The organism is Aliivibrio finisterrensis (genome assembly GCF_008933155.1).
GTDB lineage: Bacteria > Pseudomonadota > Gammaproteobacteria > Enterobacterales > Vibrionaceae > Aliivibrio > Aliivibrio finisterrensis.
Window position 1 is genome coordinate 91171 of sequence record NZ_WBVP01000011.1, and the last position, 20881, is coordinate 112051.

Annotated in this window: 19 protein-coding genes; 10 read left to right on the forward strand and 9 right to left on the reverse strand. The window is 40.3% G+C overall.

The window, feature by feature from the left end:
- From ampD to lpdA, 5 genes are all read left to right on the forward strand, one after another.
- Positions 1-552, forward strand: a complete 552-nt coding sequence (gene ampD, locus F8B77_RS11230) for a 1,6-anhydro-N-acetylmuramyl-L-alanine amidase AmpD (protein ID WP_151655429.1) — start codon at positions 1-3, stop codon at positions 550-552.
- A gap of 288 nt (positions 553-840) precedes the next feature.
- Entirely contained in the window at positions 841-1611 is a 771-nt protein-coding gene (pdhR, locus tag F8B77_RS11235) for a pyruvate dehydrogenase complex transcriptional repressor PdhR (protein ID WP_130047198.1), read from the forward strand.
- 55 nt (positions 1612-1666) lie between these two features.
- Positions 1667-4330 (forward strand): pyruvate dehydrogenase (acetyl-transferring), homodimeric type, encoded by a 2664-nt coding sequence (gene aceE / locus F8B77_RS11240; RefSeq protein ID WP_151655415.1) that lies wholly within the window; start codon positions 1667-1669, stop codon positions 4328-4330.
- Between the two features lie 27 nt (positions 4331-4357).
- A complete protein-coding gene (gene aceF / locus F8B77_RS11245) occupies positions 4358-6235 on the forward strand; it encodes a pyruvate dehydrogenase complex dihydrolipoyllysine-residue acetyltransferase (protein WP_151655416.1) in 1878 nt (625 codons plus the stop codon).
- Between the two features lie 275 nt (positions 6236-6510).
- Entirely contained in the window at positions 6511-7938 is a 1428-nt protein-coding gene (gene lpdA / locus F8B77_RS11250) for a dihydrolipoyl dehydrogenase (protein ID WP_151655417.1), read from the forward strand.
- Between the two features lie 120 nt (positions 7939-8058).
- Here the strand turns inward: lpdA and F8B77_RS11255 are convergent, their stop codons facing one another.
- The gene (locus F8B77_RS11255; RefSeq protein ID WP_151655418.1) at positions 8059-8664 is read right to left on the reverse strand and encodes a TetR/AcrR family transcriptional regulator; all 606 of its coding nucleotides are present in this window, start codon (positions 8662-8664) and stop codon (positions 8059-8061) included.
- Between the two features lie 326 nt (positions 8665-8990).
- Here F8B77_RS11255 and hpt point away from each other — a divergent pair, with 326 nt between their 5' ends.
- The gene (gene hpt, locus F8B77_RS11260) at positions 8991-9521 is read left to right on the forward strand and encodes a hypoxanthine phosphoribosyltransferase (RefSeq protein WP_130043992.1); all 531 of its coding nucleotides are present in this window, start codon (positions 8991-8993) and stop codon (positions 9519-9521) included.
- 515 nt (positions 9522-10036) lie between these two features.
- The gene (locus F8B77_RS11265) at positions 10037-10288 is read left to right on the forward strand and encodes a DUF1127 domain-containing protein (protein ID WP_130043993.1); all 252 of its coding nucleotides are present in this window, start codon (positions 10037-10039) and stop codon (positions 10286-10288) included.
- 75 nt (positions 10289-10363) lie between these two features.
- Here F8B77_RS11265 and can read toward each other — a convergent pair whose 3' ends face one another.
- Positions 10364-11023: a carbonate dehydratase gene (can, locus tag F8B77_RS11270; RefSeq protein ID WP_151655419.1), complete on the reverse strand. Its 660-nt coding sequence runs from the start codon at positions 11021-11023 to the stop codon at positions 10364-10366.
- A 291-nt stretch (positions 11024-11314) separates the two neighbouring features.
- On the opposite strand from can, the gene F8B77_RS11275 reads away from it, so the two are divergent.
- The 3 genes from F8B77_RS11275 (at position 11315) to F8B77_RS11285 (ending at position 14807) form a co-directional block, all read left to right on the forward strand.
- On the forward strand, positions 11315-12970 hold the full coding sequence (locus F8B77_RS11275) for a SulP family inorganic anion transporter (protein ID WP_151655420.1): 1656 nt from the start codon (positions 11315-11317) through the stop codon (positions 12968-12970).
- Positions 12971-13119: 149 nt separating this feature from the next.
- Positions 13120-14037 (forward strand): ABC transporter ATP-binding protein, encoded by a 918-nt coding sequence (locus F8B77_RS11280; RefSeq protein ID WP_151655430.1) that lies wholly within the window; start codon positions 13120-13122, stop codon positions 14035-14037.
- Entirely contained in the window at positions 14037-14807 is a 771-nt protein-coding gene (locus F8B77_RS11285; protein ID WP_151655421.1) for an ABC transporter permease, read from the forward strand. The genes F8B77_RS11280 and F8B77_RS11285 overlap by 1 nt, the downstream gene beginning before the upstream one ends.
- Before the next feature lie 117 nt (positions 14808-14924).
- Here the strand turns inward: F8B77_RS11285 and panC are convergent, their stop codons facing one another.
- The 7 genes from panC to sfsA all read right to left on the reverse strand — a co-directional run bounded on the left by panC (position 14925) and on the right by sfsA (position 20841).
- On the reverse strand, positions 14925-15806 hold the full coding sequence (panC, locus tag F8B77_RS11290; protein WP_151655422.1) for a pantoate--beta-alanine ligase: 882 nt from the start codon (positions 15804-15806) through the stop codon (positions 14925-14927).
- A gap of 9 nt (positions 15807-15815) precedes the next feature.
- Positions 15816-16610: a 3-methyl-2-oxobutanoate hydroxymethyltransferase gene (gene panB, locus F8B77_RS11295; RefSeq protein ID WP_130046428.1), complete on the reverse strand. Its 795-nt coding sequence runs from the start codon at positions 16608-16610 to the stop codon at positions 15816-15818.
- 22 nt (positions 16611-16632) lie between these two features.
- Complete coding sequence (folK, locus tag F8B77_RS11300) at positions 16633-17118, reverse strand: 2-amino-4-hydroxy-6-hydroxymethyldihydropteridine diphosphokinase (RefSeq protein WP_130047107.1); 486 nt, start codon at positions 17116-17118, stop codon at positions 16633-16635.
- Positions 17115-18458 carry a polynucleotide adenylyltransferase PcnB gene (gene pcnB, locus F8B77_RS11305; protein WP_208846134.1) on the reverse strand — a complete coding sequence of 448 codons (1344 nt, stop codon included), beginning with the start codon at positions 18456-18458 and terminating at the stop codon, positions 17115-17117. The genes folK and pcnB overlap by 4 nt, the downstream gene beginning before the upstream one ends.
- Positions 18459-18562: 104 nt before the next feature.
- The gene (gene gluQRS, locus F8B77_RS11310) at positions 18563-19456 is read right to left on the reverse strand and encodes a tRNA glutamyl-Q(34) synthetase GluQRS (protein ID WP_130046430.1); all 894 of its coding nucleotides are present in this window, start codon (positions 19454-19456) and stop codon (positions 18563-18565) included.
- Positions 19457-19520: 64 nt separating this feature from the next.
- Positions 19521-19970, reverse strand: a complete 450-nt coding sequence (gene dksA / locus F8B77_RS11315) for an RNA polymerase-binding protein DksA (protein ID WP_130087749.1) — start codon at positions 19968-19970, stop codon at positions 19521-19523.
- A gap of 163 nt (positions 19971-20133) precedes the next feature.
- Positions 20134-20841, reverse strand: a complete 708-nt coding sequence (gene sfsA / locus F8B77_RS11320; protein ID WP_151655423.1) for a DNA/RNA nuclease SfsA — start codon at positions 20839-20841, stop codon at positions 20134-20136.
- Positions 20842-20881 lie beyond the last annotated feature (40 nt).

Below are 20881 nucleotides of genomic sequence, written 5' to 3' on the forward strand. Positions count from 1 at the left end.
ATGATATTCACTTTATCAACAGATCATTGGCTTAATGAAGCAAATCATGTCGTCTCACCATTTTATGACGAGCGTCCTGATGATAAAGATATTTCATTATTGGTTGTCCATAATATCAGTTTGCCGCCAGGGCAATTTGGTGGCCCGTACATAGAGCAGTTATTTACCGGAACGTTAGATCCTAATGAACACCCCTTCTTTAACGTTATTCATCAGTTTAGAGTATCAGCTCATTGCCTAATTAGACGTGATGGTAGCGTCATTCAATTTGTCCCATTTAATGCAAGGGCTTGGCATGCAGGGGCATCTTCATTTGCAGGTCGTTCACGTTGTAATGATTTTAGTATTGGTATTGAGTTAGAAGGCACTGATTTTACGGCATACACGCAAGAACAATATGAAAACCTGGCAGCCGTAACAAACGTGCTACAAGGCGCTTACCCATTGATAAGAGATAAAAGAATTACAGGTCACCAGTATATTGCCCCGTTTAGAAAGAGTGATCCTGGCCTTTCATTTAATTGGGATAAATACCATAAGTTAAGGAAATAGAAGGAGTTAGCGGTATGATTTTTTATTGTTTTTTCTTAATTTTGAAGCGGTTTTATTTATTGTGAAAATCCAATTGGTCATACCAATTATAAATACCATGTTTTCATAATGTTAATTAAAGGTGTAAATCAACTCTGTTCCATGATTCAAATCAACTTTTATCTAGACAAATTCCCTTTTTTAATGATAAATTGCCTCTCAAATTAAATTGGTAATACCAATTATTTAAAGTGACGAATGACTCATGGTAATGTGAGAAGTAATCAACTTAAATTAGGTCGAGCTACGATGACATATCAAAGGATACGTCAGCCAAAGCTGTCTGATGTAATCGAGCAAGAGCTTGAACGGCTGATTTTAGAAGGAACTCTTTCCCCAGGTCAGAAATTACCAGCAGAAAGAGAGTTAGCGAAACAGTTTGATGTCTCTCGCCCCTCAGTTAGGGAGGCGATACAACGTTTAGAAGCGAAGCATTTATTAACTCGTCGCCAAGGTGGTGGCACTTTTGTTAATAAGGGCTTATGGCAAAGTTTTTCAGAGCCGTTGTTAGATTTATTAGCGACGCATCCTGAAACACAATTTGATTTACTCGAATCGCGCCATGCGCTGGAAGGTATTTCAGCTTATTACGCTGCTTTACGTGGTAATGACGAAGATTTTAAGCGGATTAAAGAGTCACATTATTTAATCCAACAAGCACAACAAGATGGGGATATTAAAGCGGAAGCTTCCGCTGTTATGAACTATCTTATAACGGTGACAGAATCAGCGCACAATGTGGTATTACTTCACATGGTACGTAGCCTGGAGCCTTTGCTTGAACAAAATGTATTACAAAATTTTACCCTATTAAATCGTCGTGAATCGGTGGTAGAAAAGGTAAGAGAGCATAGAGCGGAGATTGTAGAAGCGATAGTGTCAGGGAAGCCTGAAGAGGCTCGTTTGGCGTCGCACTCACATCTTGCTTATATTGAAGAAACATTGTTGGAATTGACAAAAGAGGAGAGCCGTAGAGAGTGCTCGCTTCGTCGAATTCAACAAAGTAATGATATGGATTAATTCGGTCCATTTCATTGTCACCCTATTTGAACCAACAAATAAAAGGATAGCTCGCATGTCTGACATGAAGCATGACGTTGATGCACTAGAAACTCAAGATTGGTTAGAAGCACTTGAGTCAGTTGTACGTGAAGAGGGTGTTGAACGCGCCCAGTATCTATTAGAGCAAGTTCTTGATAAAGCTCGTTTAGATGGTGTTGATATGGCTACAGGTATCAATACTAACTACATCAATACCATCCCTGCAACGCAAGAACCTGCGTACCCAGGTGATGTTACTCTTGAGCGTCGTATCCGTTCAATTATTCGTTGGAACGCTATCATGATCGTTCTACGTGCTTCTAAGAAAGATTTGGATCTAGGTGGCCACATGGCATCTTACCAATCAGCTGCTGCATTCTACGAAGTATGTTTCAACCATTTCTTCCGTGCTCCAAATGAGACGGACGGTGGTGATTTAGTTTATTACCAAGGTCATATCTCTCCAGGTATCTACTCTCGTGCTTTCGTTGAAGGCCGTTTAACTGAAGAGCAACTGGATAACTTCCGTCAAGAAGTTGATGGTAAAGGTATTCCTTCATACCCACACCCTAAACTAATGCCTGAGTTCTGGCAGTTCCCTACGGTATCTATGGGTCTTGGTCCAATTTCTGCTATCTATCAAGCGCGTTTCCTTAAGTACCTTGATGGTCGTGGTCTTAAAGACACTTCAGCTCAACGTGTATACGCTTTCCTAGGTGACGGTGAGATGGATGAGCCAGAATCTCGTGGTGCGATTTCTTTTGCTGCACGTGAGAAACTGGACAACCTATGTTTCCTAATCAACTGTAACCTACAGCGTCTAGACGGCCCAGTAATGGGTAACGGTAGCATCATCCAAGAACTTGAAGGTCTATTCAAAGGCGCAGGTTGGAACGTTGTTAAAGTTATCTGGGGTAGCAACTGGGATTCTCTACTAGCTAAAGACACGACTGGTAAGCTTCTTCAACTAATGAATGAAACTATCGATGGTGACTACCAAACATTTAAATCTAAAGATGGCGCATACGTACGTGAGCACTTCTTTGGTAAGTACCCAGAAACAGCTGCATTAGTCGCTGACATGACTGACGATCAAATCTTCGAATTGAAGCGTGGTGGTCATGATTCTTCTAAACTGTTTGCTGCATTTAATAATGCAAAAGAAACAGGTGGTAAACCAACAGTAATCCTAGCTAAAACCGTTAAAGGTTACGGCATGGGTGATGCTGCAGAAGGCAAAAACATCGCACACGGTGTTAAGAAAATGGACATGACTCACGTACAATACCTACGTGATCGTCTAGGTCTACAAGATGTTCTTTCTGATGAGAAAGTAGCTGAACTTCCTTACTTGACACTGGAAGAAGGTTCTGCTGAATACGAATACCTACACGCTCGTCGTAAAGCACTACAAGGGTACACGCCTAAGCGTCTACCTAAGTTCACTCAAGAATTTAAAGTGCCTGAACTTGAAGAATTTGCTCCTCTACTAGGTGAGCAAAAGCGTGACATCTCTACAACGATGGCTTACGTTCGTACGTTAAATATCCTACTGAAAAATAAGAACATCGGTAAAAACATTGTTCCTATCATCTGTGATGAAGCGCGTACATTCGGTATGGAAGGTCTGTTCCGTCAGATTGGTATCTACAACCCACACGGTCAGTCATACACTCCTGAAGATAAAGGCATTGTTTCTTACTACAAAGAAGCAACATCAGGCCAAGTTCTTCAAGAAGGTATCAATGAATTAGGTTCAATGGCGTCTTGGGTTGCTGCTGCAACATCATACAGCACTAACGATCTTCCAATGATCCCATTCTACATCTACTACTCAATGTTCGGTTTCCAACGTATTGGTGACATGGCATGGTTAGCGGGTGACCAACAAGCACGTGGTTTCCTATTAGGTGCTACTGCTGGTCGTACAACGCTAAACGGTGAAGGTCTACAACACGAAGATGGTCACTCACACATCATGGCAAACACAGTTCCTAACTGTATTTCTTATGACCCAACGTTTGCTTACGAGCTAGCGGTAATCATGCAAGACGGTATCCGTCGTATGTATGGTGAGAACCAAGAAAACATTTACTACTACCTAACAGTAATGAATGAAAACTACGCAATGCCAGCAATGCCAGAAGGCGCTGAAGAAGGCATCCGTAAAGGTATCTACAAGCTTGAATCTCACGCTGGTGCTAAAGCTAAAGTTCAGTTAATGAGCTCTGGTACTATCATGAACGAAGTACGTAAAGCGGCACAAATCTTAAGTGAAGACTATGGCGTAGCGTCTGATATCTTCTCTGTAACATCGTTCAACGAACTAACTCGTGACGGTCAAGATGTAGAGCGTTACAACATGCTACACCCTGAAGCAGAAGCGAAAGTACCGTACATCACAACGGTTCTTGGTAACGAACCCGCAATCGCTGCGACAGATTACATGAAGAACTACGCTGAACAAGTACGTGCATTCATGCCAACTGAATCATACAAAGTACTTGGTACTGATGGTTTTGGTCGTTCAGACAGCCGTGAGAACCTACGTCGTCACTTCGAAGTTAACGCAGGCTACGTAGTTGTTGCTGCTCTAACTGAACTTGTGAAACGTGGTGATATTGAGAAATCTGTTGTTACAGAAGCCATTGCTAAATTCAATATCGACACAGAAAAAACTAACCCGCAATACGCATAAGACTTCCATTAATTAAGGAAACAAACAATGACAATCGAAATTAATGTACCTGACATCGGTGCAGATGAGGTTGAAGTAACTGAGATTCTAGTTAAGGTCGGTGACCGAGTTGAAGAAGAGCAGTCACTGATCACTGTTGAAGGCGATAAGGCTTCAATGGAAGTTCCTGCGTCTCAAGCGGGTATCGTTAAAGAGATCAAAATCTCTGAAGGCGATTCAGTTACAACAGGTTCTCTTATCATGATCTTTGAAGCAGAGGGTGCTGCGGCACCTGCTGCTCCAGTAGTTGAAGCGGCACCAGTCGCTGCTCCTGCTGCGGCATCTGTTGCTGAACTTAAAGAAGTTCACGTTCCAGATATCGGCGGTGATGAAGTTGAAGTAACGGAAATCATGGTTGCTGTTGGCGATACAGTAGAAGAAGAGCAATCTCTTTTAACTGTTGAAGGCGACAAAGCTTCAATGGAAGTTCCTGCACCATTCGCTGGTACAGTTAAAGAAATCAAAATCGCTTCTGGTGATTCAGTATCTACTGGTTCTCTAGTGATGATCTTTGAAGTTGCAGGTTCAGCACCTGCTGCGGCTCCTCAAGCGGCAGCAGCACCCGTTGCAGCGGCTCCAGCAGTCTCTGCTGAGAAAGAAGTAAACGTGCCTGATATCGGCGGTGATGAAGTTGAAGTAACGGAAATCATGGTTGCTGTTGGCGATACAGTAGAAGAAGAGCAATCTCTAATTACTGTTGAAGGCGACAAAGCATCAATGGAAGTTCCAGCTCCGTTCGCTGGTACTATTAAAGAGATTAAGATTGCTGCAGGCGATAAAGTATCGACTGGCTCTCTAATCATGACATTTGTTGTTGAAGGCGCAGTACCTGCTGCACCTCAAGCGGCGGCTGCTCCTGTTGCACAAGCAGCACCAGCACCAGTAGCTGCGGCTTCTGCTCCTGCAACTACGAGCGAATTTGAAGCGAACAACGATTACGCTCATGCGTCTCCAGTTGTACGTCGTCTTGCTCGTGAATTTGGCGTAAACCTTGCGAAAGTGAAAGGTACAGGTCGTAAGAACCGTATCCTTAAAGAAGATGTTCAAGGTTTCGTTAAAGATGCACTTAAGCGTCTTGAATCTGGTGCAGCGGCATCAGGTAAAGGCGGTGACGGTTCAGCGCTTGGTCTACTACCATGGCCAAAAGTTGATTTCAGCAAGTTTGGTGAAACTGAAGTTCAGAAGCTTTCTAAGATCAAGAAGATTTCTGGTGCAAACCTACACCGTAACTGGGTAATGATCCCTCACGTTACACAGTGGGATAACGCAGACATCACTGAGCTAGAAGCATTCCGTAAAGAGCAGAATGCAATCGAAGCGAAAAACGACACAGGCATGAAGATCACGCCACTTGTGTTTATCATGAAAGCGGTTGCGAAAGCACTTGAAGCGTTCCCATCGTTTAACTCTTCTTTATCTGAAGATGGCGAAAGCATCATTCTTAAGAAGTACGTAAACGTAGGTATCGCAGTTGATACGCCAAACGGTCTTGTTGTTCCTGTATTTAAAGACGTGAACAAAAAAGGCATTTACGAGCTATCTGAAGAGCTTATGGCTATTTCGAAGAAAGCGCGTGCGGGTAAGCTAACGGCGTCTGATATGCAGGGTGGTTGTTTCACAATTTCAAGCCTTGGTGGTATCGGTGGCACAGCATTTACACCAATCGTAAATGCACCAGAAGTAGGTATCCTAGGGGTGTCTAAGTCTGAGATTAAACCTGTATGGAATGGCAAAGAGTTCGCTCCACGCCTACTGCTTCCACTGTCTCTATCTTATGACCACCGTGTTATTGATGGCGCAGAAGGTGCTCGTTTCATTACGTTCTTAAACAGTGCATTATCTGACATTCGTCGCCTAGTACTGTAATTAGCGGTTATTGAAACAAACAATAAGGTGGCTAATAAGCCACCTTATTGCTTAATAAATTAAGGGATTAACCTCTTAATTTGAATTTATTAAAGCAATTTGCGGTGATTTCAATGTTCCTATCTTTGAACATACAAACGTGAATTGTTGTCTAGCTCACAGGCTAACTTAATCTTGCTTTCACACTGTTAACATCTATGTAAAATAGACGCAGTCTGAAAACAATAATAGAACATTTGTCAGCCTGTTAGGGAAATGACTATAACGAGGTCAAAATGAGCAAACAAGTTAAAGCCCAAGTCGTTGTACTTGGTTCAGGTCCTGCTGGTTACTCTGCTGCTTTCCGTTGCGCGGATTTAGGTCTAGAAACAGTATTAATCGAGCGTTATAACACGCTTGGTGGTGTATGTTTGAACGTGGGTTGTATCCCATCAAAAGCACTTCTTCACGTATCTAAAGTTATCGAAGAAGCAAAAGCAATGGCAGATCACGGCGTTGTTTTTGGTGCTCCACAAACAGACATTAATAAGATCCGTATCTGGAAAGATAAAGTAGTTACTCAGTTAACTGGCGGTCTTGGCGGCATGGCTAAAATGCGTGACGTTAAAGTTATTAACGGTTTTGGTAAGTTTACTGGCCCTAATACGATTGAAGTTGAAGGCGAAGAAAACACAACAGTTACGTTTGATAACGCTATTATTGCTGCGGGTTCTCGTCCGATTAAACTTCCGTTCATCCCGCATGAAGACCCACGAATTTGGGATTCAACTGACGCGCTAGAACTAAAAGAAGTTCCTGAAAAACTATTGATCATGGGCGGTGGTATCATCGGTCTTGAAATGGGTACGGTTTACCACTCTTTAGGTTCTAAAGTTGAAGTGGTTGAGATGTTTGATCAAGTTATCCCTGCTGCGGATAAAGACATCGTTAAAGTGTTCACAAAACGTATTAAAGATAAGTTCAAGCTAATGCTTGAGACTAAAGTAACGGCTGTTGAAGCAAAAGAAGATGGTATCTACGTTTCAATGGAAGGTAAAAAAGCACCTTCAGAAGCTGAGCGTTACGATGCGGTTCTTGTTGCTATTGGTCGTGTACCAAATGGCAAACTTATCGATGCTGAAAAAGCAGGTATCGAAGTTGATGAGCGCGGTTTCATCAATGTTGATAAGCAAATGCGCACCAATATTGCTCACATTCATGCAATCGGTGATGTTGTTGGCCAACCAATGCTTGCTCACAAAGGTGTGCATGAAGGTCACGTAGCTGCTGAAGTTATTTCTGGTAAGAAGCACTACTTCGACCCTAAAGTAATTCCTTCAATTGCTTACACTGAGCCAGAAGTTGCTTGGGTTGGTAAAACAGAGAAAGAAGCAAAAGAAGAAGGTCTGAACTTTGAAGTTGCTACTTTCCCATGGGCTGCATCAGGCCGTGCAATCGCATCTGATTGTGCTGATGGTCTAACTAAGCTTATCTTTGATAAAGAAACTCACCGTGTTATTGGTGGTGCTATCGTTGGTACAAACGGTGGTGAACTACTTGGTGAAATCGGCCTTGCAATCGAAATGGGTTGTGATGCAGAAGATATCGCTCTTACTATCCACGCTCACCCAACTCTACATGAGTCTGTTGGTCTAGCTGCAGAAGTATTTGAAGGTTCAATCACTGACCTTCCAAACAAAAAAGCAGTTAAAAAGAAAAAATAATTCTGATTAGCAACGCGTTTGTTAAGACATAAAAAAACCGCTGAGAAATCAGCGGTTTTTTATTATCATTTCCTGAATCCTGAATCCTGAATCCTGAATCCTGAATCCTGAATCCTGAATTTATTTATAAATACACAGCATATTTAAGAAACAGTTACCCGTATCTTCAAGCTCTTCAATTGAAGAACTACGGTTCGCTTGAATGAAAACAGAGTAGCAAATGCCATGCAGCATTTTAGCTAAGTTTTCAGGCGTATGATCGCTACACACTTCGTTACGCTCAATACCTTCCTCAAACATTGTGCGGATGATCTTTTGATTATTCACATGAGTGCTTAAGAATAAAGGCCACACTTCTTCGCGTGTTGATGTGCTCCATTCAAACCAAACTTTAATCCATTTATTGTCAGAGTGAACTGAATCAATAATGTTCATTAAAAGGGCGTTAAGGTTTGTTCGAACATCAAGCTCAAGAGAAATGGAGTTTTGCACAAATTGATGGAACTGTTCTTCTACTTTATTCAATACATCATCAACAAGATCTTCTCTCGTTGGGAAATAGTTGAAAACGGTAGCGACAGATACTTGCGCGATTTCAGCAACATCAGCATGGCCGCCACGGCCAATACCACGTTGTGAAAATACCTCGATAGCTATATCTAGTAGCTGTTCTTTGCGTTTTTCTGGGGATAGCCTTGTTCTAGGCCTTTTTTGAATCGTATCCATTTTAATATATCCTTGCCAACAAATTATTATTTTATATAGGTTTTATTATTATTATGCTCAATAACTTTACATAAGGCTGATTATATATTCAACAATTATTCAGCTTATCAATTAAAAATATGACGAAGTTAAAGGTTATTTTTTTAAGTTGCAGCGATTTACCGTATAAATCTATTTTTGTTGAATTTTCCTCATAAAGTGGGAAGGTTAATATTAAGAGACATAAAAAACTTTTGTAATTGGATCTACGTCAACGGCCGTTTTATTGTAAACTGTAGAGGTCTAAATCTTGCCTTAGGTAAGTTCAACGAATTAAGTGAGATAGTATGAAACATACAGTAGAAGTGATGATCTCTGAAAAAGAGGTTGCTCAACGTGTTAAAGAATTAGGTCAACAAATATCTGAACACTATAAAGAGTCTGAAGGACTGGTGATGATTGGTTTGTTACGTGGTTCATTTGTTTTCATGGCTGATTTAGCACGAGCAATTGATACGCCAATGACGGTGGATTTTATGACAGCATCAAGCTATGGCAATAGCATGGAGAGTACACGTGATGTACGCATCCTAAAAGATCTTGATGATGACATTAAAGGCAAAGATATTCTGCTCGTTGAAGATATTATTGATACAGGTAATACGTTAAGTAAGGTATGCGAGATATTGTCTATTCGTGAGCCTAACTCAATCACTATTTGTACGTTGCTTGATAAACCTTCTCGCCGGGAAGTTGAAGTAAAAGTTGATTGGATTGGTTTTTCAATCCCTGATGAATTTGTTGTTGGTGTCGGTATTGATTACGCTCAAAAATACCGTAATTTACCTTATATTGGTAAAGTGGTACCACAAGAGTAATATCAATATTGAATTACAGTAATTTAAAGTAACTAGGTTATTTTAAATATAAAAAGTCGAAGATGCATTTGTGCCTTCGGCTTTTTTATTATTGTTATATCTATCACTTATATAATATAGCTTAAAGTTCGGTGTTATATTATAAATCTAATATATCTACGTAGTGTATGGCGATCTAGTTCGAGTGTTATTGGGTTTTTATTTTGTTTTTTTTATGTTGCATATTTGTGCTTGATTATTAACCTGTAGTGGTTACAATTTAACCGTAAATAAATTTTACAACTTACCCATTTAAAGAATTAATTTTAAGTTTTAGGAGGTCAACATGACAGTTATTCATTCATACAAAATGTGTTGCGCCATCACTATGTCGTTTACACCCATTAACGATCGAAACGATTAATTAATTCGTAACCTTCTTTGGCTGCGAATATTGCGGCTACCTAAGAAGGGAACTCCCTATCTTTATACTATTAGTCGCTCTATTTCTCAGCTTAATCTATTGGAGAAATATTATGCGTCATTCACTATATCTACGTTTAGCTACTTTATTAATTAAAGCCGATCTTGCTCGAGAAGAGCGTGAATGGAAACGAAAAGTTCGTAAAGTTCAATATGAGATCCCTTGGGGAAATGAATATCTATTAAGAGATATTGGTTTGCATATTGATGGTCGAACAATCAGTGATCTTGAGGTTCCAGCAATAAAAACTGAACGCCAAATCCGCCATCTTCGTCGACTCGTGCGTTTGAGAATAGCAACGTAAAATAAAGCCAGAGAAGTTAAGGTGATGTTTTCTCTGGCTATTGTCTAATGTAATAAAAGGGGAGTTGTTGCCCTTTTATTTTTCACCACTAGTCTGTGTTATCACAGACATGGCTGCTTGGTAGGATATTTCTAATGATTCTCGACTGTGGCCTTTTACACCCAGATCATTCAAAACGCCATCTCCCATACCATAAACAACGCCGTGAACTTGAACGTCTTGTCCTCGTTCCCAAGCGGTTTGCATTACGGTTGAATTGCCAACGTTATAAACTTGTTCTGCGACATTTATCTCACACAACTTATCTCCCCATTTCTCACGAGGTAAACTGCCAAATACAGTTCTGTGTTTTAGATAAAGATCTCTAATATGAAGTAGCCAGTTATTAATAAGGCCTAGTGGGGGGTTATCAATAGCTGCATTCACACCACCACATCCATAATGCCCACAAACAATGATGTGTTTAATTTTTAAAACATCGACGGCATATTGCAAAACAGACAGGCAATTTAAATCAGTATGAATTACTTGGTTGGCTACATTACGGTGAACAAATAGTTCGCCTGAATGAAGTCCAGTTAAACGTTCAGCAGGAACTCGACTGTCAGAGCAACCAATCCATAAAAAACCAGGGCTCTGTCCTTCTTCAAGCTGAGTAAAGTATTCAGGGCGTCCCGCTTTAATTGATTTTGCCCATTTAGAATTATTTTCAAAAAGCTCTTTAATTTCTGGCATTTAAATCTCTCATCCCTTAAATACATAAGAAGCAAGGGGGTTCCTTACACTTCTTTCTGTTAAAAACGTCAACAGGTCTATTTACTATACACAATGTTACAATTTCAATCTGCTAAAAACTTGCATGAAAAGTACTCATCTGACGAGTAGAGGCGTTAAAAGAAGCGGCTGGAGTATTAATTAGATAAATAGGACATAAGCGGAAGTCATTAGTTCTAATTAATAGTTATGAGAGATGAATAACTTTTGTTAAATTAATGGCCATACGAGTTTATAAACAGGGAGCTAACGGTGTTTGGGCAACGATTTGAGAGTGTAAACTTTAAAGGTGATTTATTTGGTGGGGTAACGACAGCCATCATATCACTGCCTTTGGCATTGGCCTTTGGTGTTGCTTCAGGAGCAGGGGCTGAAGCAGGGCTGTGGGGAGCTATCATGGTGGGGCTTTTTGCTTCTCTATTTGGTGGTTCTTCAACATTAATCTCAGAACCAACGGGACCAATGACCGTCATTATGACCGCGGTCTTAACCAGTATGGTCGCTAAATACCCTGAGACTGGAATTGCAATGACGTTTACCGTTGTGATGATGGCCGGTGCATTTCAGATCCTTCTTGGGACATTAAAACTCGGTAAATACATCACTTTAATGCCATACAGTGTTATTTCAGGCTTTATGTCAGGCATAGGCGTAATTCTCATTATCTTACAGCTTTCCCCTTTGCTTGGTCATGCAGCACCAACGGGTGGTGTTATAGGAACGCTGAAAGCTTTACCTGATACATTGGCGCATTTAGATATTAAAGAACTCTTTCTTGGTGTATTGACGCTTGGTGTTTTGTTCCTTTTTCCTCAACAGTATCGTAAATATGTTCCTGCTCAATTAGTTGCTTTAGTTGCTGTTACACTTATTTCAGTCATTATTTTTGATACAGATTCTATTCGTCGAATTGGAGAGATCCCCGCAGGTTTGCCTTCCATTGTCATTCCTACCATTAACAGTGATATGTTTATGACCATGGTCATTGATGCTTTAGTGCTAGGTACATTAGGGTGTATTGATACGCTATTAACCGCTGTTATTGGTGATTCATTAACACGTAAAGAGCATGACTCAGATAAAGAGTTACGAGGCCAAGGCTTAGCAAATATGATCTCTGGCTTATTTGGTGCGCTGCCTGGCGCTGGTGCAACAATGGGGACGGTTACTAATATTCAAGTAGGTGCTCGTTCACCACTATCTGGGGTGTTTAGGGCTGCGGTGCTTGCTTTAGTGGTATTGGTTGCGGGTGGATTAACAGAGCCGATCCCAATGGCTGTTCTTGCGGGTATTGCCGTTTATGTCGGCTTTAATATTCTTGATTGGAGCTTTATCCAGCGAGCACATAAAGTCAGTTTTGCTGGCATGGCCATTATGTACGGTGTAATGCTACTGACGGTATTTGTCGATTTAATTGTCGCCGTTGGTCTTGGTGTTTTTATTTCTAATATCATTATCATTGAACGCTTAAGCCGTGAGCAAGCTCGCCAAGTAAAAGCAATTAGTGATGCCGATGAAGATGATGTCCCTCTCACTGATAGCGAAAGACGTTTATTGGATAAAGCGAATGGAAAGGTGTTGTTCTTTTATTTATCTGGGCCAATGATTTTCAGCGTCTCTAAAGCGATTGCACGTCAACACTCCAGTATTTCTGATTATGAAGTGATGATTTTAGATTTAACCGATGTTCCGATGATCGATGTAACCGTTGGTTTAGCGTTAGAGAATGCGATTAATGATGCGTTAGATGCAAATTGCAAAGTGTATTTATTGTGTCCCAATGAAAAAACCAGAGAGCAATTAGAGAAGTTTCATGTAACAGATTTAGTTCCTGATGAAAATACGTTTAAATTTCGTTATGAGGCACTTAAGTCAGCGGTTAGATACGTTTCACCTGATGAAATCTAAGTGATTAATTTAGTTATTTTTAATCAAGCCGTAGAGTGGTTTTCTCTGCGGCTTTTTATTATCTAATCGTTTTCAAATTTGCATTCATCGTCATTCAACGATAAGCTAACTTGAATAATAGATGCTTAATCTAGGTGATGAATAAACATATGTACGCATTAGAGATAGAACAATTACGAAAAACATATGCCGGTGGTTTTGAAGCGCTCAAAGGCGTGGATTTAACCGTAGAGCAAGGTGATTTTTACGCACTATTGGGACCTAATGGGGCCGGTAAATCAACAACCATTGGAGTAATTAGTTCACTTGTTAATAAAACCTCTGGCCGAGTGAAAGTGTTTGGTTATGATATCGATACTCATCTTGTTCAGGCTAAACAGCAAATCGGCTTAGTTCCTCAAGAGTTTAATTTTAACCCATTTGAAACCGTGCAGCAGATAGTAATACAACAAGCAGGCTATTATGGTGTTTCTCGTTCATTAGCAAAAGAAAGAGCACAAAAATACCTAACTCAGTTAGATCTGTGGGAAAAGAGACATGATCGCGCACGTAATTTATCAGGTGGTATGAAACGCCGTTTGATGATCGCTAGAGCCTTAATGCATGAACCTAAGTTATTGATCCTTGATGAACCTACAGCTGGTGTTGATATTGAACTACGCCGCTCAATGTGGGAGTTCTTAAAGCAAATTAATGAGCAAGGCGTAACGATTATTCTTACTACACATTATCTTGAAGAAGCGGAGATGCTGTGTCGAAATATTGGAATTATTAATAAAGGTGAAGTCATCGAAAATACATCGATGAAACGATTATTAAATAAACTTCAGGTTGAAACTTTTATCTTAGATTTGGCAGAAAATAGCCCTACGCCTCAGTTGGAAGGCGCTAAAATGACAAGCAGTAAAGAAGGTTATATTGAGGTTGAAATAGATAAATCACAAGGGCTTAATTACCTTTTTGAGCAATTAAACCATCAAGGGGTAAATGTACTTTCTATGCGAAATAAAGCGAATCGATTAGAAGAGTTATTTGTCAGTATTGTTCGTTCAGGGGAAGCTAAATAATGATGAACTTATATTGGACAGCATTCAAAAGCCTTATATCTAAAGAGATAAATCGATTCACACGTATTTGGGTGCAAACACTGGTTCCACCTGCCATTACCATGACGTTATATTTTATCATTTTTGGTAATTTGATAGGTTCACGTATTGGTGAAATGAGTGGCTTTAGTTATATGGAATATATTGTTCCAGGTTTGATAATGATGTCTGTGATCACTAACTCTTACTCGAATGTAGCTTCTTCGTTCTTTAGTGCTAAGTTCCAAAAAAACATAGAGGAGTTACTTGTCGCTCCTGTACCTAATTACATTATTATCGCTGGTTTTGTTGGTGGTGGTGTTGTTCGAGGTTTATTGGTTGGTGCGTTAGTGACTTGCGTGTCTCTGTTTTTTGTTGATATTCAAATTGCGCATTTTGGTGTGATTATACTGACAGTATTAATGACATCTATCGTATTCTCTTTAGGTGGATTGATTAATGCGGTTTTTGCTAGAACCTTTGATGATATCAGTATTATTCCGACGTTTATTTTAACGCCATTAACGTATTTAGGTGGGGTATTTTATTCGATTAGTTTGTTGCCTGAATTCTGGCAAGGGGTTTCTAAATTAAATCCGATTGTTTATATGGTAAATGCATTTCGTTATGGTTTTTTAGGTGTATCTGATGTCGGTATTGGTACTGCATTTGCGGTATTAACAGCATTTATTGTGGTGCTTTATGCCGTGGCTCTGCACTTAATCTCTAAAGGTACTGGCCTTAGAAGCTAATATTAGTGTCAGGACAGGACAATAAAAAAGGGCAGACGATCAGCGATCATCTGCCCTTTTGTTTAGTCGTTAATCATACTAATGCTATTAATGAACATCTAATTCGTTACATTGGTATTATTCTTCAGTGTCTTCTTCGCTTGCGGCAATATGAAGTTCAACCACTAAGTTATCAATCAAGCGGACTTGACCAAGGAAGGCTGCCATAAGGATAACCGCTTGAGTTGTCTCTTCTGTCGGCTCTTGCAGCGTTCTTGCATCACGAATGAAGATTTCATCAGGCTGTAAATCTGCTGCACGTAGTTGATCACTAGCGTCTTCAATTAGAGATAGATAATCATTACGACCACCACGCATTTGGCTGCTGATCCAACGCATAGTGCGAGCTAAAACAGGCGCTCGCTGACGCTCATTTAATGTCAGCAGGTTATTGCGAGAGCTCATTGCTAAGCTATCAGCTTCACGTACTGTTGCAACACCAACAATCTCGATATCTAATGCCATATCAATGACCATTTGACGAATAAGCGCAAGTTGTTGGAAATCTTTCTCACCAAAGCAAGCAACATCAGGTTGAACAATGTTGAATAGCTTATTAACAACCGTTGATACGCCTCTAAAGTGACCAGGGCGAGAAGCGCCTTCCAAAATGGTAGAGATAACCGGGACATCAACAGTCGTTTGTTTATCTAACCCTCCTGGGTACATGATCTCTGGCGTTGGAGTAAAGACAAGATCAACCTTTTCAGATGTGAGTTTTTCAACGTCTTCATCTAATGTTCTTGGGTAATTTGTTAGATCATCTGCATTGTTAAATTGCATCGGGTTAACAAAAATACTAGCAACAACAATATCAGCATGCTCGCGAGCAGTGCGGATCAGTGTTAAATGACCTTCGTGCAGGTTTCCCATTGTTGGAACGAAAGCGATACGCTTGCCTTCGCGTTTCCAAGCTTTGATCTGCTCGCGTAATGGTGAAATTTCAGAAAAAATGTCCATTACGTTTCCTTAATTAAATGTATGTTCAGCAGCAGGGAAGACACCTTGCTCAACATCTTGAATATACTTGGTGACCGCTTCACGCATATCACCGGTTTCCGCTAAAAAGTTTTTAGAGAATTTAGGCATATAGTTAGCAGAAATACCGAACATGTCGTGCATTACTAGGATTTGACCATCCGTAACATTACCTGCACCAATACCAATAACAGGAACAGTACATGCTTTTGTAATGCGTTCAGCAAGAGAAGCAGGAACACATTCTAGTAGAATAATTTGAGCGCCAGCGGCTTCAAGTGTTAGTGCGTCTTTTACCATTTGTTCAGCTTTTGCTTCATCACGGCCTTGAATGCGGAACCCACCAAAAATATTAACCGATTGAGGAGTTAAACCAAGGTGTGCACAAACTGGTACTGCGCGTTCAGCAAGGATACGAATGGTTTCAGCGATCCAAGCGTCACCTTCAATCTTCACCATGTTAGCGCCCGCTTGCATTAGCTTGCCTGCATTTTCACACGCTTGCTCAGGAGTAGCGTAGCTCATGAATGGCATGTCAGCCATTAATAGACTGTTTGGACTACCTGCACGCACACAACGAGTATGGTAAGCGATCTCTTCAGTTGTTACAGGCAAAGTATCACTCTTGCCTTGTAAAACCATACCTAATGAATCACCGACTAATAGAACAGGGACTTCTTGCTGTTCAAATAGTTGTGCGAAGCTAGCATCATATGCTGTAACAGTGGCAAATTTTTTGCCTTCTTGCTTCCACTTCATTAAGTCATGAATAGAGATTTTTTTCATAAAACATCCTTACTAGAAGCGATTAATCTTCCCAAATGGACAAACCATTTCTATCTACAGTGTTTAATAACTGAGAGAGGGTTGTGCCATCAGGTAAAGTTAAATCATTATAAAGTTCAGCGAGCGGATAAAGAACAAATTCACGTTCTTTCATGCCATAGTGAGGCACAGTTAATCGCTCATTGTCGATCGTTTGATCGCCAAATAAAATAATATCAAGATCTAAAGTTCTTGGTCCCCAGCGCTCTTCTTTACGCACACGGCCTTGCTCAAGCTCAATCTTTTGAGTGAGCTCCAATAATTCCATTGGAGCAAGGTTGGTCTCAATCTCAACAACCGCATTAATGTAATCTGGTTGATCTTGAGGGCCCATTGGTGAACTGCTGTAAAGTGAGGATACGGCTGTTACGTTGGAGTCCGGAAGCTGATGCAATGCATTGATTGCCACTTTAGCTTGAGCTACGGGGTCTCCAAGATTACTCCCAATCGCAATAATTACTTTGATCATGAATCGTTATTCGCACGTTTTTTCTTACGATATGGGCTACGACGCTTACGAGTCCCTGTAGAGCGGCCACCATGAAGGTTTTGGACCATATTATTACGGTGCGGTGCAGGTGCATCTTGGAACTCTGTCCACCAATCCGAAAGTGTTTTTATTTCACCACCTTCTACTTTTCCGCGCATTTCAAGGAAATCATAAGCAGCACGGAATTTTTGTTGTTCGATAAGTACGAACGCGCGCTTGCCATTTCGACGAGGTAAGCGAAGCTGAAGTTGCCAAATATCACGGATAGTCGCCGTTAATCGACGAGGGATTGCGGTACTTTTAACTTGAATATCAAGCATGATATTAGCCGCTTCCATAATGGATTCGTAGTGATCATACTTTGGATTTTCATCCTGAATTTCTTGTGCTTTAGCTGTAAGAGGGTACCAAAGCATTGCCGCAAACATAAAGGCTGGGTTTACACGCTTACCGCTATTAATACGTTTGTCTGTTGAGTGCAGAACTAATTCAATCATTTGCTCAGTAGGGCTATTACCTTCTTCTGTTAAGAAAGGCGTCAGTGCTGGAAACAATTGTTGAAATAAATTCAATTCACGTAATAAATAGTAAGTATTTAATCCTTTACCGGCTTGCAGTAGTTTTAATGACTCTTCAAACAGTCGAGCGGCAGGAATATCTCTTAAAAGCGGAGATAACTCTACAATTGGCTCTACCGTTTTATCACAAATAGCCATGTCTAACTTAGCAGCAAAACGCACAGCTCGAAGCATACGAACAGGGTCTTCACGATAACGCGTTTCAGGATCACCAATTAAACGTACCAGATTATTATTTAAATCTTCAATACCATTGGCGTAATCATGAATCGAATAATCGGCAATATTGTAATACATGGCATTAATGGTGAAGTCGCGGCGTTGAGCGTCTTCTTCTACTGTGCCATAAACATTATCACGCAGCAGCATGCCTTCTTTGGACTGAGCTGAGATATTTTTCTTCTCGGACTCTTCTTCTTTGTGGTGACCACGGAAGGTTGCCACTTCAATGACATCTCTACCAAATAGAATATGAGCGAGACGGAATCGACGACCAATTAAGCGACAATTACGAAATAGTTTTTTGATCTGCTCTGGTGTTGCGTTAGTGGCGATATCAAAGTCTTTAGGCTCTTGACCAAGAAGAATGTCGCGCACCCCTCCACCTACGAGATAAGCGTCGTATCCCGCATTACTTAAGCGGTAAAGAACTTTTAGTGCATTATCACTAAGATCTTTACGTGAAATATTATGTTCTTGGCGTGTGATAACGTTCAGTTTCAAATCCTCTGTAGAGCAAATATCACTGTTGTTTTTGAGTAAATTACGGCAAAAACGGGCAACTTGATTAAAGATAATAACCTCGATATTCAAGTGAGCAGTCAAAAATAGGCGCACATCATAGCTTAAATTGTGGGTTTTGAGAATGGGGTAGTGATCTCGAGCCCAGTTGGGAGCTGTTTTAGTTGCCAATTTTTGATTGCCCATTGAAAAATTTCATTCAATGTGGCGGTTTCTATGTCCTTTGGTAAGACAAACCCTAAAAAACACAACGCTTCAAGTAAGGTTGGGATTGGATTTGTGTTATCAATTGCAGGAGCATAGTTTTGTTTTGATAATTTGTTTCCTAGCTCATCAACAGCAAGGGGTAAGTGAAGGTAGCTAACTTCTTTTACTCCTAATTGGCGATAAAGCGAAATTTGGCGTCCTGTGGGCTCTATTAAATCAGCGCCACGAACCACTTCAGTCACACCTTGGTCAATATCATCTAAGACCACTGCAAGATTATAGGCAAATAATCCATCTCTGCGTTTAATAATAAAGTCTTCTTGAGCCAATTGTGCTGGTATTTGAATCATCCCGTGCTTTATATCATAAAATGACTCAACAGGATGCTGCATTACTAAGCGTACAGACGCGTTATTTTCTGAAAGGTGTTTATATCTACAGTGGCCTAAATAAAATCCGCCAGCTTCTTTTATTTGTTTTCGAGTACACTGGCAAGAATACGCATCACCGTTATCAATCCATTGGTTAATTTGATATTGATACATAGCGTGACGTTGGCTTTGATACACAATCTCATCATCCCATTCAAAACCGTAATCTTCTAAGGTTTGAATGATCAAAGAGGAGGCACCAGGTATCTCACGCGGTGGGTCTAAATCCTCAATGCGAACCAGCCATTTTCCTTGCTGTGATTTCGCTTGTAAGTAGCTCCCTAAAGCTGCAACAAGGGAACCAAAATGCAGTGGACCAGATGGGGATGGAGCAAAGCGACCTATGTATTGAGTAGTCATAGACATTCACTGTATAAACGTAAAAAAGGGAGCCTGCGCTCCCTTTTTATTATATTGATTGGTATTAGCCAGCCATTTGCTTTTCTTTGATTTCTGCAAGTGTTTTACAGTCAATACAAAGGTCAGCGGTTGGACGCGCTTCTAAGCGACGAATACCGATTTCAACACCACAAGAATCACAGAATCCGAAATCTTCGTCTTCAATCTTGTTTAGTGTTTTTTCAATTTTTTTAATTAGACGGCGTTCACGGTCACGGTTACGCAGTTCTAAACTAAATTCTTCTTCTTGAGCAGCGCGATCCACAGGATCTGGGAAATTCGCAGCTTCGTCTTTCATGTGATTTACTGTGCGTTCAACTTCTTCTCTAAGTTGATTGCGCCAAGCTTCTAGAATCTTCGTAAAGTGTTCAATTTGGGCTGGGCCCATGTACTCTTCACCTGCTTTTTCCTGGTAAGGTTCAACACCAGCGATAGCTAGAATACCTAGCGTTCTTTTTGTATTGCTCTCTGGCATTACAGCTTCTCCTAAACGTCTTTGACTCTCACTAGCCAAATGAGGGCGCTATCTATAACAGAAAGAAAAGAGGCAATCAAATATTGATTTCATCAATTGAGATCCAGTAGCAAGAACGTAGCACTTTTTTTAAAAAGAATGTAAGCATTGCTAAATAAAGCAGCTAAATACAAAAAGGTAGCTTGCGTACGATCTTCATCTCTTTTGATGACATCTCTGCTTGGTAGCAGAGAACGGTAACCCCACTTTCAATCGCATCTAATAATAAAGAATAATATTGATGGTCTATATGGTGTGCGATTGAGACTTTTTCAATGCCTGAATGTAAAACAGCGAAAAATAATACTGCTTTTTTTCCATTTAGGGCTATTTCACTCAGCTCTCGTAAGTGTTTTTGACCTCGGGTTGTGACGGCATCAGGAAAGAATCCTTGGCCATGGTCTCCCAATAACGTAACGCTCTTTACTTCAATATAGCAGTCAGGCAGTGAATCTTCACTAAGTAGGATATCAATTCGGCTATTTTCTGAGCCGTATTTCACTTCCGTTTTAAGTGTAGTGTACTCATTTAACTCATCAATGCTTTTATTGTTAATGGCTTCAACCACCAATTGATTTGCTCGAATAGTATTAACGCATATTATGTGATTACTTTCTGTGACGCTGAGCTCCCAACTATTAGGGTACTTACGTTTTAGGTTACTAGATGTTGAAAAAAACACCGTATTGCCAGGCGTTGCACAACCAGTCATTGCTCCTGTGTTGGCGCAATGGATAGTTCGTTCACTTTTATCTGGTAATTCTATGTCTGTTAAAAAGCGTTTATAGCGTTTTATTAATATTCCAGATTCTAATTTAGGTTCAAATTTCATTTAACTACTGTTTTTTTGTACAATGGTTTAATTCAAGATA

Coding starts and splice junctions, on each gene's coding strand:
- ampD (WP_151655429.1), top strand. CDS start 1: ATGATATTCACTTTATCAACAGATCATTGGCTTAATGAAGCAAATCAT.
- pdhR (WP_130047198.1), top strand. CDS start 841: ATGACATATCAAAGGATACGTCAGCCAAAGCTGTCTGATGTAATCGAG.
- aceE (WP_151655415.1), top strand. CDS start 1,667: ATGTCTGACATGAAGCATGACGTTGATGCACTAGAAACTCAAGATTGG.
- aceF (WP_151655416.1), top strand. CDS start 4,358: ATGACAATCGAAATTAATGTACCTGACATCGGTGCAGATGAGGTTGAA.
- lpdA (WP_151655417.1), top strand. CDS start 6,511: ATGAGCAAACAAGTTAAAGCCCAAGTCGTTGTACTTGGTTCAGGTCCT.
- F8B77_RS11255 (WP_151655418.1), bottom strand. CDS start 8,664: ATGGATACGATTCAAAAAAGGCCTAGAACAAGGCTATCCCCAGAAAAA.
- hpt (WP_130043992.1), top strand. CDS start 8,991: ATGAAACATACAGTAGAAGTGATGATCTCTGAAAAAGAGGTTGCTCAA.
- F8B77_RS11265 (WP_130043993.1), top strand. CDS start 10,037: ATGCGTCATTCACTATATCTACGTTTAGCTACTTTATTAATTAAAGCC.
- can (WP_151655419.1), bottom strand. CDS start 11,023: ATGCCAGAAATTAAAGAGCTTTTTGAAAATAATTCTAAATGGGCAAAA.
- F8B77_RS11280 (WP_151655430.1), top strand. CDS start 13,120: ATGTACGCATTAGAGATAGAACAATTACGAAAAACATATGCCGGTGGT.
- F8B77_RS11285 (WP_151655421.1), top strand. CDS start 14,037: ATGATGAACTTATATTGGACAGCATTCAAAAGCCTTATATCTAAAGAG.
- panC (WP_151655422.1), bottom strand. CDS start 15,806: ATGGACATTTTTTCTGAAATTTCACCATTACGCGAGCAGATCAAAGCT.
- panB (WP_130046428.1), bottom strand. CDS start 16,610: ATGAAAAAAATCTCTATTCATGACTTAATGAAGTGGAAGCAAGAAGGC.
- folK (WP_130047107.1), bottom strand. CDS start 17,118: ATGATCAAAGTAATTATTGCGATTGGGAGTAATCTTGGAGACCCCGTA.
- gluQRS (WP_130046430.1), bottom strand. CDS start 19,456: ATGACTACTCAATACATAGGTCGCTTTGCTCCATCCCCATCTGGTCCA.
- dksA (WP_130087749.1), bottom strand. CDS start 19,970: ATGCCAGAGAGCAATACAAAAAGAACGCTAGGTATTCTAGCTATCGCT.
- sfsA (WP_151655423.1), bottom strand. CDS start 20,841: ATGAAATTTGAACCTAAATTAGAATCTGGAATATTAATAAAACGCTAT.